The organism is Amycolatopsis endophytica, from assembly GCF_013410405.1.
Taxonomy (GTDB): domain Bacteria; phylum Actinomycetota; class Actinomycetes; order Mycobacteriales; family Pseudonocardiaceae; genus Amycolatopsis_E; species Amycolatopsis_E endophytica.
In genome coordinates this window covers 628,264-644,786 of the sequence record NZ_JACCFK010000002.1, presented here as the reverse complement: position 1 = coordinate 644,786, position 16,523 = coordinate 628,264, and the positions used below count along the sequence as shown (strand labels likewise).

Sequence of the window (16,523 nt, the reverse complement as noted above, 5' to 3'; positions counted from 1 at the left end):
CAGGTCGTGGTGCCGGGACGGCGAGCGCCGCCGAGGACACGCACGGCTCAGTGGCGCGCCCGGGCGAGTGCCGCGCCGAGCAGTCCGGCACCCACCGCGCCCACGGCCCCGAGCAGGCCGTGGTGCCGGGACGCCCACGGCTGCACCGCGCGCCGGGTGGCGGTGCGGTCGAAGCGGCCGTGCGCGCCGAAGTCCCGGTGCTCGTCGGCGGGAGACCACAGGTTCGCGGGCCGGTCCGGGTCGCGCCGCCGCTCGCCCTGTTGCGAGCGGTATCCCGTGCGGGCCAGATAGCGGTCCAGCAGCCCTGGCGCGACCTTGTCGCCCAGCAGCGTGGCCACCGTCGAACCGCCGACCCAGTACTCGCGCCGCCGGGGATGGCCCGCCGCGTGCACGATCGCCCGCGCCGCGACCTCCGGCTGGTAGATCGGCGCCACCGGCCGGGCGCGCCGCGGCAGCCGGGACAGCACCCAGTCGAACTGGGGCGTGTTCATCCCCGGCAACTGCACCATCGTCACCCGCACCCCCGAGGAGTCGTGCAGCAGCTCGCAGCGCAGCGACTCGGTGAACCCCTGGATCGCGTGCTTGGAGCCGCAGTACGCCGACTGCAGCGGGATGCCCCGGTACGCCAGCGCCGACCCGGCCTGCACGATCACGCCCCGGTCGCGCGGCTTCATCCGGTCCAGCGCGGCACGGGTGCCGTGCACGAAACCCAGGTAGGTCACCTCGGTGACGCGCCGGTACTCCTCCGGCGACACCTCGTCGAACGGGGCGAACACCCCGCTGAACGCCGTGTTCACCCACACCTCGACCGGCCCCAGCTCGGCTTCCACGCGGCTCGCGGCGCGATCCACCGCCGCGAAATCGGCCACGTCGACTTCGAGCGGCAGCGCACGTCCGCCGGCCTGCTCGACCTCCCGTGACGCCGATCGCAGTCCCGCTTCCCCGCGCGCGAGCAGCGCGACCCGGTCGCCGCGCGCGGCGAACGCCCGTGCGCTCGCCCGTCCGACTCCACCGCTGGCTCCCGTCACCACCACGACACCCATGACCACAACCCTCCTTGATCATCCACTGTGGACAGACGCGAAAAATCCCCCGCCCGGCGCGGCGTGTCGGCTTGCGTCCACTCGAACAGGTGTTCTAGTGTTCGGCGCGGCCGGTCGGGGAGTGACGGGCCGGAAACCACGACAGGGGCAGGGGAGCGCCGATGGCCTTCAAGATCACGCACGTGTCACGCGACCAGGAGATCCGGTTCCCGACCCAGGCGGCGGCCGAGCACTACGCCGACCGGCTCGGCGGCGGACTGGACAAGTGGCGCGTCCGCGAAGCCGGAGCCCAGCCGGCCACGGCGGAGCCCACCCGCCAGGGCTGAGCACAGCGCGCCGGGCGGCCCGCGAGGTCCGCCCGGCCGCCGCCTCATCGCGCGGGCGTCAGCGAGCGGATCCGCTTGCCCAGGTCCCGCTCGAAGAAGTCCAGGAAACCGTCCGGGTCCGGTCCGGCGTTCTGCATCACCAGGTGGTCGAACCCGGCGTCCACGAACGGCTGCGCCACCTCGGCGTAGCGGTCGGGGTCCGGACCGCACGCGAACTTGCCCAGCACGTCCTCTTCGCGCACCGTCGCCGACGCGGCCTCGAAGTTCACCGGATTGGGCAGCTCGCTCATGACCTTCCAGCCGGTCAGCGCCCACCGCGAGGTTTCCAGCGCCGCCCGCGCGGCCTCGTGCTCGTCCTTCGCCCACGCCATCGGCACCTCCACGTACCGCGGGCCGGACCCGCCCGCCGCGGTGTAGTGCTCGACCACGTGCCCCTTCGGCTCGGTCGCGAACAGCCCGTCGCCCAGTTCGCCCGCCAGCTCCGCGGACCGCTTGCCACTTGCCGCGACCGCGATCGGCGGCAGCTCGTCCGGCAGGTCGAACACCCGCGCGTCGGCGAGCGTGAGGTGCTTGCCCTCGTAGGACTGGTACCCGCCCTGCCACAGCAGGCGGATGATCTCCAGCGCTTCCCGCAGCCGCTCGTGCCGCCCGGTCACGGTCTCCGGAAACCCCGGGCCCACCACGTGCTCGTTCAACCGCTCGCCCGCGCCGACGCCGAGCGTGAACCGGCCGTCGGAGACCAGCGCGAGCGTGGCCGCGGCCTGCGCGATGATCGCCGGGTGGTAGCGCACCGACGGGCAGGTGACCCCGGTCGCCAGCCCGATCCGCTCCGTCTTCGCGGCGATCGTGCCGAGCACGGTCCACGCGAACGGTGAGTGGCCCTGGTTGTCCAGCCAGGGGTGGAAGTGATCGCTGATCTCGACGAAGTCGAACCCCGCCTGCTCGGCCGCCACCGTCTGCCGGACCAGCTCCTTCGGCCCGAACGCCTCCGCGGCCAGTTTGTACCCGATGCGCACGTCGTGCTCCCTCCGTCACCCGCGGCGTACCCGTGGCCGCCACGGCGAAACGAGGGGTCACCGCCACGCGAACACCGGTTGCTCGAGGTGGGCGACGCGCGTCGTCCGGCCGTACAGCGCGATTTCGCGGAACTGGTAGAGCACGGCCGCCGTCGGCGCGTGCACCAGATGCCCGGCCAGCGGCAGCTGGATCACCGGCCGGTCCGACTCGGGGATCGTCAGGAACCGCGGCTCCACCGCGAGATCCCGCACCGGGATCGTGTGCACGTGCGCGACTTCGGCGGGATTGGGCCGCGGCTGCGGCGTCGCGCCGAGCCGCAGCACGACGGGCGTGATCACGTAGCCGGAGCGGGTCGGGTAGTCGTCGAGCAGGCCGGCGCAGTCCGCGCGCGACGCCACGACGCCCAGCTCTTCCGCCAGCTCCCGCACCGCGGCCGCGACCGCGTCCTCGCCGGGATCAGCCCGCCCGCCCGGCAACGCGAACTGCCCCGGATGGGCCCGCATCCCGGCCGCGCGGCGGGTGAGCCAGATCACCGGCTCCGCGGCGGCACCGGAGACCACGATGGCGACGGCGGCCGCGCGGCGCCCGTCGAGCGGGACGGCGATCCGCTCGAACTCCCCGAGATCGATCTCCATCCCGCCGACCCTAGCCGGAGGCCGGAAAGCCCTTGGGTAATCTCGATCCCGCCGGGAACGCCGATCGGGAAAGGTGACGATGACCTCCACGCCACCGCCTACCCGGTTCCGCCCGGAGATCGAAGGTCTGCGGGCCCTCGCCTGCGTCCTGGTCGTCGTCTACCACGTGTGGCTGGGCCGCATCTCCGGTGGCGTCGACGTGTTCTTCTTCCTCACCGGCTTCCTCATCACCGGCCAGCTCTTCCGCGCCGGCCTGCGCGGGCGCATCGAGTTCCGGACGTTCTGGGCGCGGATGATCACCCGCCTGTTCCCGGCGACCCTCACGGTGCTGCTGGTGGTGGTCGTGGCTGGCGCGCTGGTGCTGCCGCAGGCCCGCTGGTTCGGCACCGTCCGCGAGGTCTTCGCCGCGGCGCTGTACCTGGAGAACTGGCAGCTGGCCGCCAACGCGACCGACTACTTCGCCCAGCACAGCGACGCCAGCCTGGTACAGCACTTCTGGTCGCTGTCCATCCAGGGCCAGTTCTACCTCGTGTGGCCGCTGCTGGTCGCGGCGGTCGCGGTCGCCGCGCGCAAGCGGCTGCGCCTCGCCCTGGCCGGCACACTGGCGGTGCTGGCCGCGGGCTCACTGGCCTACTCGGTGTGGCTCACCGCGGAGAACCAGCCGCTGGCCTACTTCACCGCGCTCACCCGCATCTGGGAGTTCGCGCTCGGCGGCCTGCTCGCCCTCACGATCGACACGCTCACCCTGCCGCGCGTGCTGCGCGTCGTGTTCGGCTGGGTCGGGGTGGCCGGGCTCGTCGCGTGCGGGCTCGTCCTGCAGGTCGGCACGGTGTTCCCCGGCTACGTCGCGCTGTGGCCGGTCGTCTCGGCCGCGCTGGTGCTGCTGGGGGGCACCACCGGCAGCCCGGTCGCGGCCGACCGGCTGCTGACCACGCGGCCGCTGGCCTACGTCGGCAAGCTCAGCTTCTCGCTCTACCTGTGGCACTGGCCGGTGCTGGTGCTCTACCTCGTGTACCGGGGGCGCACCGAGGTCGGTCTGCTCGGCGGTGCGGTGGTCATCGCCGTCGCCGTGGCGCTGTCGATCGCGACCTACCACCTGATCGAGAACCCCGTGCGCCGGTCGCGCATCGCGGTGCGCACCCGCTGGAGCGCCTACCGGTTCGCCGTGCTCGCCATGATCCCGGTGCTCGTCGCCGCGGGAACGTGGCAGGTGGCCGGTCTCGCGCGCTCCACCGCCACCGTCGCGGGCGGCAGGGACCACCCCGGCGCGCTGGCCCGCACACCGGGGTTCGTCTACCAGGGCGCGGCCGACGTCGCCCCGGTGCCGTCGCCGGTCGCGCTGCCCGACGACTGGGCCTGGATCGACAACTGCGCCGAGTCGCCGCGCGGGGCCGAACTGCAGGTGTGCACCACGACGCCGGACGGCCCGCCGGAGAAGACCCTCGTCATCGTCGGCGACTCGCATCCGACGCAGTTCATCGCGGCGCTGGAACCGGTGGCCCACCGCCGCGACTGGCAGCTGGTGATCATGTCGCGCGGCAGCTGCCCGTTCTCCACCGAATCCGAGATCGACCCGGACGACCAGGCCTGCCGCGACTGGAACGCCGCCGCCGCCGACGAGATCCTCGACCTGCGCCCGGACGCCGTGTTCACCGCGGCCACCCGCGACGTCCGCGTGGGGCTGACCGAGCGCACTCCGCCCGGGTACGTGGAGCAGTGGCGGAAGATCGACTCGGCGGGCATTCCGGTGCTCGCGGTGCGGGACAACCCCCGCTACGACTACGCCCCGTCGGAATGCGCGGAGCTGCGCGGCGCGGACGCGCCGGAGTGCAACCCCTCGCGCGCGGACTTCTACCCCGACGAGCCGCCGTACGATTTCCTCGACGACGTCCCGCCGAACGTGTCGTTCCTGGATTTCAGCGACTACTACTGCGACGAAGCCGTCTGCCCGCCGGTGATCGGGAACGTGCTGGTCTACCTCGACGACAACCACGTCGGCGCGACCTATCTGAGCACCATGGACACGATCGTCGAGCAGGCGATCGACGCCGCGCTCGGCCTGCCCGATCCGGAGCCACCCGCTCCCGCCTGATCTCCCTCCGTGGCACCTCACGCGGGCCGGACGCGGCCGCTCTCCGCCATCCGGGTGGTGCACTGCGCCCGTTCGTGTGCTGCGGCCGCCCCGCACGCGTGATTGGATTTGTTCCAAGGTTTGATCGAGGTCGTTCCGATGCGACGCCGTTGAACACACAGCGGAGGTGTGCGGTCCTTGTCCGACTCACTCGATGCGACTGCGCCGGAGACGCGGGTGCGGCTCGACGGGCCGGAAGGGCTGGCGTCCCTGCGGCAGCGGGTGCGCGCGCTGCTCGCCGACTGCCCTCCGGCGGTGGTGGTCGACGTGGTCCTGCTGGTCGACGGGCTCGCGGGAGCGGCGTGCGAGCACGGGACGCCGCCGTTCGAGGTGCGGCTGGCCCGTGACGTCACCGGTGTGCTGCGGGTGGCGGTCACGACCGTGCCCGCCGGGGCGGATCTCGGCATCGGGACCAGGGTGCTCGACTCCGTGAGCACGCGCTGGGGCACCGCGCCCGGCGTGCTCTGGGCGGAACGGGACCTCAGCAGGACCTGAGCGCGTCCGCGCGGCTGGGGTAGACCGGCATCCGCTGGTCCAGACCGGTGACCGACAGCGGCCGGGCGGTCTGGCGGGTCGGCGCCACGACCCGGACGTCGGTGCGTTCGCTCGCCACCGCCAGCGCGGCCAGCCCGGCCGAGCCCAGGAACCCCACGCCCGTCAGGTCGACGACCGCCACCCGCGGCCGGTGCGTGGTCAGCTCGTCCAGCGCCCGGTTGAGCGGGGTGGCGGTCGCGACGTCCACGTCGCCGGCGACCTTGAGGACGGCGACCCCGGGAACGGGCCAGAAGACCTGCAGGCGCAGGGCCGTCGGCGCGGCTCGTGGCGCGGGCACGCGCGGTCCGCCGCGATGGGCGGCCGTGCTCACGGCACCGGTGGAGTTGCGCGCCGGATGGCTCATGACTCTCCTCCCGTCAGCCCTTCTGGCCTGCTCTCCTTCCGAGGGTAATCAATCTCACACGGAAAGCACCAGTTCAGAGGCGGTCACGCGGCTGGGGGAAAAGTCGTCCCCGGCCCGACGTCCTCCGGCACGCGCACCCCGACGAAGTCGATCGGCCGTCGTGTCCGGAACCCCAGCGCGGCGTAGAGCCGGACGGCGCTCGTGTTCGCGGCGGCCGCGTGCAGGAACGGTGTCTCGCCGCGTTCGGCGATGCCGTGCGCCACCGCGAGCACCAGTCGCGTGCCCAGGCCCTGCCCGCGGAACTGCGCGTCCGTGCAGACGGCGCTGATCTCGGTCCACCCGGGCGGGCGCATGCGTTCCCCGGCCATCGCGATCAGCTGCCCGTCGCGGCGGAAGCCGAGGTAGGTCCCGAGTTCGACGGTGCGCGGCAGGAACGGGCCCGGCCGTGTCCGCGCGGCGAGCGCGAGCATGTCGGGCACGTCGGCTTCGGTCAGCCGCACCGCTTCCGCGTCCGGCGCCGTCTCGACGCTCTCCGCCACCATCTGCACGCCCGTCACCGTGAACTCCACCGGCCAGTCCGGGGGCGGCGGCAGCACCGGACCCGGCAGCGACACCAGTCCGCCCGGCCCGGCCAGTCCGGCCATGTCCTTCCACGTGGTTTCGTCCGCGTCGCCGGGAAGCGCCGCCCACGGTGAGACGTCCGGGTCGTACCGGACGGCTTGCCCGTGCGAGCGGGCGAAGCGGGAGTGCGGCCCGGTCAGCGCCGCGTATGCGGGATTGTCCAGAACACCAGTCACACCACGAAACTACCGGTCATCCGCACGCCACCGGCCGTTCACGTGAGGCTCGTCCCGTTGTGCTTCAAGATCACTACCGTGGCCCGGTGGACACCGAACAGTGGCTCGCGGACTTCCAGCGCCGCGTCGACGATCTGCGCGGCAAAAGCGCGCGGTTGCAGGAACAGCTGACCGAGGCTTCCGGCACGGCCTCCTCCCCGGACGGACTGGTCCAGGTGACGGCGGGCCCGAGCGGCGCGCTGCAGGCTCTGCACATCGACGAGAAAGCGATGTCCGGCACCGCGTCGAAGCTCACCGAGACGATCATGCAGACCTTCGGCAAGGCACAGGCCAAGGTCGCGCACGAGGTCGCGGGCGCGCTGGAACCGCTGGCGGGCGGCACCGAAATGATGGACGTCGTGCGGTCGTTCCTGCCCCCGGCACCGGAGGGCGACGACGAGGAAACCGAGGACGAGCCGGAGGCGCCGGCCGCGGAACCGCCGGCCTCCCGCACGGGCGAAACGGCCGAAGAGGACGAAGAGGACGGTCGACCGTGGTGAGCGGTGGCGGCTACGAGGTCGATCCGGAGGTCCTGGACACCTACGCCGGCGGGCTCGACGACCGCGCGAGCCGCGTGAGCGCCGAGGCCGACCAGGTCCGGCACGTCAACGGCGGTGACATCAACGCGTTCGGCGTCGCGGTCGGCCAGGTGCTCGGCATTCCGACCCGCATCGCGCTGGGCGTGCTCGCCGACCAGGTCAGGTCCGCGGCCGAGGCGTGCACCAGCGAGGCCAAGAACGTGCGGTCCGCGGCGGAGGCCTACCGCGGGACCGACGCCGCCCACGCCGACACCCTGAAAACGGAGGGCGACCTGTGACGACGACCGGCTTCGATCCGAACGCCGCGCCGGACTTCGGCGCGGGGGTCGTGATCACCAGCACCAACCAGTTCTCCGGCGCGGGATTCCTGGACTCCTACACCTTCCTCATCCGCAGCTGCAACGACATCAAAACCGCCGACGACTCCGACAAGGCCGCGCTCGGTGCCGCGATCGGGCTCGGCGTCATCGCCTCGGCCGTCGACACGGTCAAGCTGGCCATCAACCCGCTGGGCAGCCTCATCTCGGCCGGGCTGGGCTGGCTGATCGAGCACGTGAGCTTCCTGCGGGAACCGCTGGACATGCTCATGGGTGACCCGGACGAGATCCAGAAGCTGGGGGAGGAGGTGCACAAGATCGCCGAGTCGATCCGCAAGATCGGCGAGGACCAGACCAAATCGCTGGAGGGCGCGGTCAGCTCGTGGACCGGCTCCGGCGCGGACGCCTTCAACAACCGGATGAAGGAACTCGCCGCGGACCTGGAGAGCAAGGCCCACGGCACGGACATCGTCGGGTACGTGATCCACACGAACATGGCGATCATCTCCGCGGTGCGCGGGCTGTTCCGCGACCTGATCACCACCGTGCTCGGCGACATCATCTCGGCCGTGCTGATCGCGATGGCCACCGCCGTCATCACGTTCGGGGCCTCGATCGTCGCCGCCGTCACCTACAGCGTCACGCAGGCCACGCTCACGGCCACGTCGCTGGCCAGCAAGCTCGCGGCCGTCGTCGCGCAGGCCACGCGCTCGGGCGCCCGGACGCAGCAGCTGGTCAACCTCCTCAAGACCCGCCAGACGCTGCAGAACCGGCCGATCGAGCTGCCGGAGCGGCCGCCCACGAGCCGTCCGGCCAGCCCCGCCCCGTCCAGCAGCACCTACCACACCGCCGACGACGGCGCGAGCGTCCACAGTGGAACAACCACCAGCTCGTACCACACGGCCGACGACGGTGCGAGCGTCCACAGTGGATCGAGCAGCTCGTACCACACCGCGGCCGACGACATCGCGCCCCCGCCGAAGGGCCCGTGGACCAAGACCCACGAAGAGTGGTTGAAGACCAAGATGCCCGACGCGTGGAGCAAGTACAAGAAGATCGAGAACGAACTGAGGGACAACCACCCGGAGTCGTTCAAGGTCTTCAAGCAGTGGATCGCGGACTCCGACAACGCGAAGGAGTACTGGGCCTGGCCGATCAAGGCCACCCAGGACTCCGTCCGGCAGCTGCTCGACATCCAGAAGTCGGCGGAGGCTTCCTGGACGGCGGAGCAACAGGAGCAGCAGGCTTAGGGACTGTTTCGGAGTGGTGTGCGTGGCGGTGCGGGTAGCGGCCCCTCCCGTCTGCCCGCCACCGCCCTCAACGGACGCGCTCCGCGCGACCCCACTGAATCACCCCGCGGCGGTGCCAGCGCACGGCCCACTGCAAGCGGCTCCGCCACTGACGAAACACGGTTCAGCGCGCCCGGCGCCCGGAGTCCGTTCCTCCGTGCTGGCGCCTCAAGCGCGCGGGCGGAGCGGGAACCCCGCGGCGCGGTAGCAGTCGTCGATGAGCGTCATCGTCGCCACCGTGTCCGCGGGGTCGTCCCGCGGCGGAGCGCCTTCGCGCAGGTGCGCGGCGAAGGCCGCCAGCTGGTAGGAGTAGGACGGCCGCCGTCCGGGGTGCTCGACCCGGTCGCCCACGAGGAGCCGGTCGTCGGTGTCCGGGCGGACGAAGTTGACGGCCGTCGCCTCGCCCCGCGTTCCGGTCAACCGCAGGGCGAAGCGCACCTCGGCGGCTGCCATGTCGCAGCGCATCGTGGCCGTGGCCCCGCCGGGGAACGTCAGCCGCGCGTCCATCGTCTCGTCCACGCCCGGATGCCCGGCCCGCACGGTCCCGCTCGCCGATTCCAGGACCGGCGCACCGCCTGCCCACGGCGCCAGGCCCCGCACCGCGTGCAGTCCGTAACAGCCGACGTCCATCAGTGCGCCACCGGCCAGGTCGAACGACCAGCGCGGGTCCGTTTCGGCGGGTGCCGGGATGAGCAGCTCGGCCTTCGCCGAGCGCAGCTCGCCCAGCTCGCCCGAGTCCAGGAGTTCGTGCAGGCGCAGCAGGACCGGGTGGTAGTGGTAGTGGAACGCCTCCACTACCCGCACCCCCGCCGCGGCCGCCGCGGCGGTGACCTCGCGGGCTTCGGCGGCGTTGGCGGCGAACGGTTTCTCGGTCAGGACGTGCTTGCCCGCCCGCACCGCGGCCAGGTTCCAGCGCCCGTGCAGCCCGTTGGGCAGCGGGTTGTAGACGACGTCGATCTCGTCGTCGGCGAGCAGGTCCGCGTAGGAGGCGGCGACCCGCTCGACGCCGTGCTGGGCGGCGAACGCCTCGGCCCGGCCACGGTCCCGCGCGGCGATCGCGACGAGCCGGTGCCCGGTGTCGTGGGCGGGCGCGACGATCGCCGTCGCGGCGATGCGGGCGGCACCGAGGATGCCGATGCGAAGTGGTTCCACCGCGAAATGCCCCCAGCTCTTCGAGTGCGCACAAGGCCGTCGCACACCTTAGCGTGGGCACATGGTCCGCACGCGCGTCTACCGCCACGGGGTTCTCGAGGCCGAAAACTTTCCCGCCGCCGAACTGTCCGATCACCTCCAGGATCCGGCGGCGGTGGTGTGGCTCGACCTCGCCACTCCGGCCGAGGACGATCTCGCCACGATCAGCGAGGAGCTGGGCCTGCACCGGCTGGCCGTCGAGGACGCGGTGCACGAGCACCAGCGGCCCAAGCTCGACCGCTACGAGACGCACTCGTTCCTCACCGCCTACGCCGTCCGGCTGGACGCCGGCACCGGGACCCTCACCGACAGCGAACTCGCCGCCTTCCTCACCGACCGGGCCCTGGTGACGGTGCGCAAGGACGGGCACTTCGACATCGAGGCCGTCGTGCGGCGCTGGGACGACTCCGCCGACCTCGCCAAGGGTGGTGTCGGCTACCTCGTGCACGGGCTGCTGGACTACATCGTCGACACGCACTTCGAGGCGGTGCAGGCGATGGACGACGAGATCGAGGCGCTGGAGGACGGGGTGTTCGCCGAGCACGTCGACCACACCGGCATGCAGCGCCGCTCGCTGCGGCTGCGCAAGAGCCTCGTTGCCCTGCGGCGCGTCGTGCTGCCGATGCGGGAGGTGGTGAACTCGCTGATGCGCCGGGACCACCACCTCGTCGACGAGACGCTGACGCCCTACTACCAGGACGTCTACGACCACGTGCTGCGCGCGTCGGAGTGGACGGAATCGTTGCGGGACCTGGTCACCACGATCCGCGAGACACAGCTGAGCCTGCAGGGCAACCGGCTCAACATGATCATGAAGAAGGTGACCAGCTGGGCGGCGATCATCGCGGTGCCGACGGCGATCACCGGGTTCTACGGCCAGAACGTCCCCTACCCGGGATTCGAGCAGCCGTGGGGGTTCTGGCTGTCCACGGCGGTGATCGTGGTGCTGTCCGCGGCCCTCTACGTGATGTTCAAACGACGCGACTGGCTGTGAGCGCTCAGGTCAGCCGGAGGGCCTGGGACAGGGTGGGGTAGAGGTCGAGCGCGGCGATGGTCCCGGTGATGCGCAACGGTTTGACGGTGCCGGGCGCGTGCGCCACGAACCGGACCTCGGTGGCCATGCCCGCCAGCTCCTGGACCTCGAGCAGCAGGTGCAGGGCGCACGATCCGAGGAACGTCACGCCGGACAGGTCGACGACCACCAGCGCGGGCGGACGGCCCAGGACACCGAGCATGATCGCGCGCAGGCGCGGCACGGTCGAGCCGTCGAGTTCGCCCGCCGCCCGCACGACCAGCGCCGCCTGCCGCTCGTCCACGGTGACGGCGAACGGAGCGCTCGGCAGTGGCCGTTCACCGGACTCCATCCGGTTCATGGTGACACGCCGGAACGGGAAAATCGATGCCGAACCGGACAGTGATCTCCGCCGGTGTCAGAAGACGGCGACCTCGGAGCCGACCGGGAGCGCGTCGAAGAACAGCGCCGCGTCGACGGCCGACAGGTGGACGCAGCCATGGGAGGGCGCATCCAGGCTGCCCTCGTGGAAGGCGATCCCGCCGGGGGCGAAGAACACCGAGTGGTTCATCGGGTCGCCGAACTCGCCGCTGACGTGGTCGGCGTCCTTCCACTCGACCCGGAAGAGCCCGCGCGGCGTGGCGACGGAGTCCGGGGCGGCGTCGGTGCCCGGCATGACCCGGACCGGGCCGTAGGTGATCTCGCCGTGGTGCTGCAGCCAGCTCAGGCGCCGCTCCTCGTCGACGCACGCCCGCGCGGAGTCCGGGCACAGCGCGGTGCGCGGCGCGGGCGGGGCCGTGCTGACCGGTGCCGGCGGCGGGACGGGCCGGGGAGCGGGCGCGGCGGCCGGTTCGGGTGCCCGGGAGTCGAGCAGCACCCAGCCGGAGAGCAGGGCGAGCGCGGCGATCGCCGCCCAGCAGGTCTGGCGCTGGAGACGGGACGAGGTGATGCGCAGCGGGGAAGCCACGGCGGCACCGTAGCGAGGGTGAGCCGTTCTGGGGGCCGGAGCGGGGGCAACGGCCCGTCAAACCACGAGTTCGGGTGAATTCCGGGGCTCGTCACCGGCCCGGCCCGGCGTCCGTCAGGGCAGTGACCATCGCCGGACCGGCGCTGAACTCCTGGCTCTCGCGCGAATTCGCGGCCGCCACGGGGTCCTCGGCGATCTCGCCCGCGAAGGACAACGCCAGCGCCAGCAACGCGCCGTCCCAGCCGGCCCGACGAACAGGGCGCCCGCGTCGCTCTGGGCGATCTCGATCGGCACCGTGTGTTCCAGTCCGAGGTCGGTGGACTCGCCGTCGGCGGTCAGGCGGACTTCGACGATGCTCGTGGGCCCGCCGAAGGTCACCTTCAGCAGCCGGGGCGCGTCGCAGGTCAGGATGTCCCCGCCGGCGTTGCCCTCCAGCTGGAACGTGCCGCCTTCGCGAAGATCTCCGGTCAGTGGCAGGAACCATCGGCGCACCCGTACCGGATCGGTGACGGCGTCCCACACGTCGGCCGCCGTCGCGTCGTACCTCCGTCGCACCAGGACGGAGACGGTTTCGCCGCTGGTCGCCGTGGTCCGGCGGACCTCACGGCCGATCGCCTTGAGGTGGTTCGCGAGGTGGCCGCGAGCGTGGCAGGCCCAGGTCATCGAGGCCACGGCTGCCCGGCTGCCCGCGGATTGATCACGGTGGTCCACCTCCGTGCTAGAACCTGACCAACGCGCCTCCGGTGACCAGCTCGTAGACGAAGTTGACGAAGAAGAACCCGAAGAACAGGAAGTTCAGCACCAGGATCAGGTAGTGCCACGTCCGGGGACGGGCCGCCTTCGGCAGGCGCGAGTTCAGGTACATCAGCGCGAACGGGAAGATCAGCGCGCCCAGGTTCGACATGTTCGCCGAGGTCTGGACCAGGTCCGTGGGCAGCGCCAGGTGCATCGCGCCCGCGATGACCGCCAGCACCACCAGCATGAACGGGAAGTAGAACCGCCGCGGATCGCCCTCGATCAGGCGTCGCAGGCGTGGGCTGCTGGCGTGCGAGGCGTCGGTGAAGTTGCGCACCAGCGCCTCGAAGATGCCCAGCTGGGTGGAGAACAGGATGAGCACCCCGACGGCCAGCATCACGGAGAACATCCACTGGCCGTACTCCGCGCCGAGCTGCGTCGCGGTGAACGTCGGGACGTTCGACGACGACGGCCGCTGCCCGCTGGTCGCCACCACGTGCGACATCAGCACGGTCGGCAACAGCATGCCGACCATCGCGCCGACGAAGAACACGCCCCACAGATCGGTGAGCAGCAGCCGGTACCAGCGCTTCCACCGGCCCGCGTTCGCCGCGTCGTCGGGGAAGGTGACGCCCACCGGTTTCACCTTCGAGCCCGCCCCGCGCAGACCGGAGATGAACCCGACGCGGTAGCCCATGCCGTAACCCTTGTCCCGGTAGTGGTTCATCACATACCAGTTCAGACCGGACGCCAGCGCGGTGAACCCCGCCAGCCCGCCGAGCTGCGTCGCGGTGATGCCCTCCGGGGGAGCGGCGGGCGTGACGAGCCCGCGGATCCCGTCCCACCACACCGATCCCGGCACGATCGCGATCGTGACGACCAGCAGGACCAGGATCACGGCCCCGACCAGCACCCAGTTCGCCAGCTCCAGCGCGCGGGAGATCTTGCGGGCCAGCACGGTGATCACGAAGACCACCAGCAGCAGCCCGATCCCGAGCAGTCGCACGTACTCCAGCTCGCCGGAGTTGTTGGGGCGCCCCGCGATCAGCGCGAACAACCCCTGACCGGCACCGGCGGCCCAGCCGCCGAAGATGAAGGCGAAGTAGAGCACCAGCAGGGAGAACGGGATCCACACCTTGGCGCCCGGCGGCACCCGCCCGAACCCGACGATCGGCACCTCGCCGGTGGCCATCACGTAACGGGACACCTCGACGTTGTAGAAGGTCTGCAGCAGAGCCGACACCGTGATCACCCAGCCGACACCGACGAAACCGAACGTGCCCACCGCCTGCGGGCCGAGCAGCCACTCACCGCTGCCGATCGAGATCCCCAGGGCGATGAGGCTCGGCCCGATCACGAACCGGACGATCTGCACCGGGCCCAGCCTGCGAACCCGGAACACCTCCTCCGGCTCCGGCAGGTCGTCCACCGCGAGCGGGGGCCTGCTGACGCCGATCTGGTACTCACTCGCGGCCGGCGGGGACACCGGCGCTCCGGACGGGTCGACCATGACCACCTCCCAGGAGGTCCGAAAACGGACATCGGAGGCAGTAAGCACCCAAAGCGGTAGGTGGTCAAGGGTCCAGTGACAGCGTGGCCGGGTTCCGGTTATAACCGCTGTCACCTTTGCCGATTCAGCGCGCTCAGTCGGTTACCCTGCCGGAAGAATGTGCTGCGCCAGGTTATAGGCAGTGGAGGGAGCGCGGGCGTGGGTGAACCGGTGGCCCAGCTGGTCACGAAGAGCGAGATGGCCTACGACAGCGTGCGCGAGAAGATCCTCTCCGGCGAGTTCCCGCCGGGCTCGGTGATCAACCAGGCGACACTGGCCCGCGCCATCGGCATCAGCACCACCCCGCTGCGCGAGGCGCTGCGGCGGCTCAAGGCCGAAGGGCTGGTCGAGCTCGACGCGCACCGCGACGCGCACGTCGCCGAACTCAGGGCGGAGGAGGCGCGCGACCTGTTGGAGATGCGGCGCTCGCTCGACCCGCTGGCCGCCTCGCTGGCCGCCGAACGGCGCAGCAGGTCCGACATCGCCGAGATCCGCGACGCGCTCGCCGGGCTCGAACCGCTGCCCGGCAATCCCGGCTACGAGCACCTGCTGCGGCACCGCCGCTTCCACCGGGCGATCTACCGCGCGTCCCACAACGACCTGCTCATCGACGCGCTCGAAGGGTTGTGGGACAAGGCCGACCGCTACCGGCGGCTCGCGCTGGAGGCCGAGCGCACCCCCGGGGCGCGGGCCAGGACGTCCGAGGAGCACCGGATGCTGATGGAGTGCGTCGCGGCGGGCGACGGTGACGGGGCCGCGGCGGTGATGCGCGAGCACATCGACACCAGTCTCGGGGCGCAGGCAGCCTGGCGGCTGCGCGAGTCGTAGCCGTGCGGCGACAACTCTGGGTCCTGCTCGCCCATTCCGTGCTGACGCAGGCGGTGACGTTCGTCCTGCGGCCCGCGACCTCGTACCGCGCGCTCGAACTGGACGTCCCGCCGGGCTGGCTCGGTGTGCTGTCCGGCAGTTTCGCGCTGGTGCCGCTGGTGCTCGCGTTGCCGGCGGGACACCTGGTCGACCGGGTGGGGGAACGGCGCCTGATGGTGACCGGCGCGCTGCTGATGACCGCCGCCGGAGCGGCGTTCCTGACGCTCGGGGGTTCGGTGCCCGGCCTGATCGCCAGCAGCGTGCTGCTGGGCGCCGGGCACCTGTGTGCCGTGGTCGGCCAGCAGGCGATGGTGGCGAACACGACGGCGTCGGCGCGGATGGACTCGGCCTTCGGCTACTACACCTTCGCCGCCTCGCTCGGTCAGGCGTTCGGGCCGCTGCTGATCGTCGCCTTCGGGGGAAGCCAGGCCATTCCCCACACCACACCGATCTTCCGCGGCGCCACGGTCATCGCGGTGGCCCTGCTGGCGTGCTCGCTCGCGGTGCGGACCCGTCCCTCCACCATGGCGGAGAAGGCCGCCGGGCCGATCACGGTGACGGCCCTGCTGCGGCTGCCCGGGCTGTTCCGCGCGCTGATGATCAGCTGCGTGGTGCTCGCCGCGGTGGACATCTCGCTGGTGTACCTGCCCGCGCTCGGCGCGGAACGGGGCATCGCCTCCGGTGTCATCGGGGTGCTGCTCGGCCTGCGCGCGACGGCGTCCATGGTGTCCCGCCTGCTGCTGGGACGCGCGACGAAGGTGCTCGGGCGGCGCAGGCTGCTGATCCTGAGCATCGCCGCCGCGGCGGTGGGTCTCGGTGCGGCGGCCGTGCCGATGCCGGTCTGGCTGCTCGCGCTCGTCATCGTGGTCGCCGGCCTGGGCCTCGGCGTCGGCCAGCCGCTGACGATGTCCTGGCTCGCCGAATCCACGCCGCCGGGCGCGCGCGGGCGCGCGATGTCCCTGCGCCTCACCGGAAACCGGGCGGGCCAGGTGATCGTGCCCGGCGCGATCGGCCTGGTCGCCTCGGGCCTCGGCGCGGCCGGAGTGCTGTCGGTGACGGCCTTCGGCCTGGCGTGGGCCGGTGTGAGCGCCCGAAAACTGGCGATCGACCGCCCGCCACGGTGAGTCGCCGTGTTTGCCGCTCCGGGCACCGTGTTTGCCGTTCCCGGCAC

At 71.7% G+C, this 16,523-nt stretch carries 19 protein-coding genes; 9 read left to right on the top strand and 10 right to left on the bottom strand.

Annotated features, from left to right (window positions below; genetic code table 11):
• Positions 1-47 precede the first annotated feature (47 nt).
• Positions 48-1,043, bottom strand: a complete 996-nt coding sequence (locus HNR02_RS28740) for an SDR family oxidoreductase (RefSeq protein WP_179776728.1) — start codon at positions 1,041-1,043, stop codon at positions 48-50.
• A gap of 161 nt (positions 1,044-1,204) precedes the next feature.
• On the opposite strand from HNR02_RS28740, the gene HNR02_RS28735 reads away from it, so the two are divergent.
• Positions 1,205-1,369 (top strand): hypothetical protein, encoded by a 165-nt coding sequence (locus tag HNR02_RS28735; protein WP_179776726.1) that lies wholly within the window; start codon positions 1,205-1,207, stop codon positions 1,367-1,369.
• 44 nt (positions 1,370-1,413) lie between these two features.
• On the opposite strand, the gene HNR02_RS28730 is transcribed toward HNR02_RS28735, so the two are convergent.
• Positions 1,414-2,385 carry a TIGR03557 family F420-dependent LLM class oxidoreductase gene (locus HNR02_RS28730; protein WP_179776724.1) on the bottom strand — a complete coding sequence of 324 codons (972 nt, stop codon included), beginning with the start codon at positions 2,383-2,385 and terminating at the stop codon, positions 1,414-1,416.
• Positions 2,386-2,442: 57 nt separating this feature from the next.
• Positions 2,443-3,021: an NUDIX hydrolase gene (locus HNR02_RS28725; protein WP_179776722.1), complete on the bottom strand. Its 579-nt coding sequence runs from the start codon at positions 3,019-3,021 to the stop codon at positions 2,443-2,445.
• A gap of 79 nt (positions 3,022-3,100) precedes the next feature.
• Between HNR02_RS28725 and HNR02_RS28720 the strand changes: the two genes are divergently transcribed.
• Both HNR02_RS28720 and HNR02_RS28715 read left to right on the top strand, forming a co-directional pair.
• Positions 3,101-5,113, top strand: a complete 2,013-nt coding sequence (locus HNR02_RS28720) for an acyltransferase family protein (RefSeq protein ID WP_179776720.1) — start codon at positions 3,101-3,103, stop codon at positions 5,111-5,113.
• Positions 5,114-5,281: 168 nt separating this feature from the next.
• Entirely contained in the window at positions 5,282-5,647 is a 366-nt protein-coding gene (locus tag HNR02_RS28715; protein WP_179776718.1) for a hypothetical protein, read from the top strand.
• On the opposite strand, the gene HNR02_RS28710 is transcribed toward HNR02_RS28715, so the two are convergent.
• Together HNR02_RS28710 and HNR02_RS28705 are read right to left on the bottom strand one after the other, a co-directional pair.
• The gene (locus HNR02_RS28710) at positions 5,634-6,050 is read right to left on the bottom strand and encodes an STAS domain-containing protein (RefSeq protein ID WP_179776716.1); all 417 of its coding nucleotides are present in this window, start codon (positions 6,048-6,050) and stop codon (positions 5,634-5,636) included. The genes HNR02_RS28715 and HNR02_RS28710 overlap by 14 nt on opposite strands.
• Positions 6,051-6,133: 83 nt before the next feature.
• Positions 6,134-6,847: a GNAT family N-acetyltransferase gene (locus tag HNR02_RS28705; RefSeq protein WP_179776715.1), complete on the bottom strand. Its 714-nt coding sequence runs from the start codon at positions 6,845-6,847 to the stop codon at positions 6,134-6,136.
• An 86-nt stretch (positions 6,848-6,933) separates the two neighbouring features.
• Here HNR02_RS28705 and HNR02_RS28700 point away from each other — a divergent pair, with 86 nt between their 5' ends.
• Genes HNR02_RS28700 through HNR02_RS28690 form a run of 3 tightly spaced genes read left to right on the top strand, consistent with a single transcriptional unit; the run spans position 6,934 to position 8,992 of the window.
• The gene (locus HNR02_RS28700) at positions 6,934-7,386 is read left to right on the top strand and encodes a YbaB/EbfC family nucleoid-associated protein (RefSeq protein WP_179776713.1); all 453 of its coding nucleotides are present in this window, start codon (positions 6,934-6,936) and stop codon (positions 7,384-7,386) included.
• Entirely contained in the window at positions 7,380-7,703 is a 324-nt protein-coding gene (locus HNR02_RS28695; protein ID WP_179776712.1) for a hypothetical protein, read from the top strand. The genes HNR02_RS28700 and HNR02_RS28695 overlap by 7 nt, the downstream gene beginning before the upstream one ends.
• A complete protein-coding gene (locus HNR02_RS28690) occupies positions 7,700-8,992 on the top strand; it encodes a WXG100 family type VII secretion target (RefSeq protein ID WP_179776710.1) in 1,293 nt (430 codons plus the stop codon). The genes HNR02_RS28695 and HNR02_RS28690 overlap by 4 nt, the downstream gene beginning before the upstream one ends.
• Positions 8,993-9,199: 207 nt before the next feature.
• Here HNR02_RS28690 and HNR02_RS28685 read toward each other — a convergent pair whose 3' ends face one another.
• Positions 9,200-10,183 carry a Gfo/Idh/MocA family protein gene (locus HNR02_RS28685; RefSeq protein ID WP_179776708.1) on the bottom strand — a complete coding sequence of 328 codons (984 nt, stop codon included), beginning with the start codon at positions 10,181-10,183 and terminating at the stop codon, positions 9,200-9,202.
• Between the two features lie 61 nt (positions 10,184-10,244).
• On the opposite strand from HNR02_RS28685, the gene HNR02_RS28680 reads away from it, so the two are divergent.
• Positions 10,245-11,216 carry a magnesium transporter CorA family protein gene (locus tag HNR02_RS28680; protein ID WP_179776706.1) on the top strand — a complete coding sequence of 324 codons (972 nt, stop codon included), beginning with the start codon at positions 10,245-10,247 and terminating at the stop codon, positions 11,214-11,216.
• Positions 11,217-11,220: 4 nt separating this feature from the next.
• On the opposite strand, the gene HNR02_RS28675 is transcribed toward HNR02_RS28680, so the two are convergent.
• The 4 genes from HNR02_RS28675 to HNR02_RS28660 form a co-directional block, all read right to left on the bottom strand.
• The gene (locus tag HNR02_RS28675) at positions 11,221-11,586 is read right to left on the bottom strand and encodes an STAS domain-containing protein (RefSeq protein ID WP_246339303.1); all 366 of its coding nucleotides are present in this window, start codon (positions 11,584-11,586) and stop codon (positions 11,221-11,223) included.
• Positions 11,587-11,652: 66 nt separating this feature from the next.
• A complete protein-coding gene (locus HNR02_RS28670) occupies positions 11,653-12,201 on the bottom strand; it encodes a L,D-transpeptidase (protein WP_179776703.1) in 549 nt (182 codons plus the stop codon).
• Positions 12,202-12,315: 114 nt separating this feature from the next.
• Positions 12,316-12,864, bottom strand: a complete 549-nt coding sequence (locus tag HNR02_RS28665; protein WP_246339301.1) for an SRPBCC domain-containing protein — start codon at positions 12,862-12,864, stop codon at positions 12,316-12,318.
• A gap of 55 nt (positions 12,865-12,919) precedes the next feature.
• The gene (locus HNR02_RS28660; protein WP_179776702.1) at positions 12,920-14,446 is read right to left on the bottom strand and encodes an Nramp family divalent metal transporter; all 1,527 of its coding nucleotides are present in this window, start codon (positions 14,444-14,446) and stop codon (positions 12,920-12,922) included.
• Between the two features lie 198 nt (positions 14,447-14,644).
• On the opposite strand from HNR02_RS28660, the gene HNR02_RS28655 reads away from it, so the two are divergent.
• Positions 14,645-15,313, top strand: a complete 669-nt coding sequence (locus HNR02_RS28655) for a GntR family transcriptional regulator (protein ID WP_312861204.1) — start codon at positions 14,645-14,647, stop codon at positions 15,311-15,313.
• A 2-nt stretch (positions 15,314-15,315) separates the two neighbouring features.
• Positions 15,316-16,476 carry an MFS transporter gene (locus HNR02_RS28650; protein WP_312861203.1) on the top strand — a complete coding sequence of 387 codons (1,161 nt, stop codon included), beginning with the start codon at positions 15,316-15,318 and terminating at the stop codon, positions 16,474-16,476.
• Positions 16,477-16,523 lie beyond the last annotated feature (47 nt).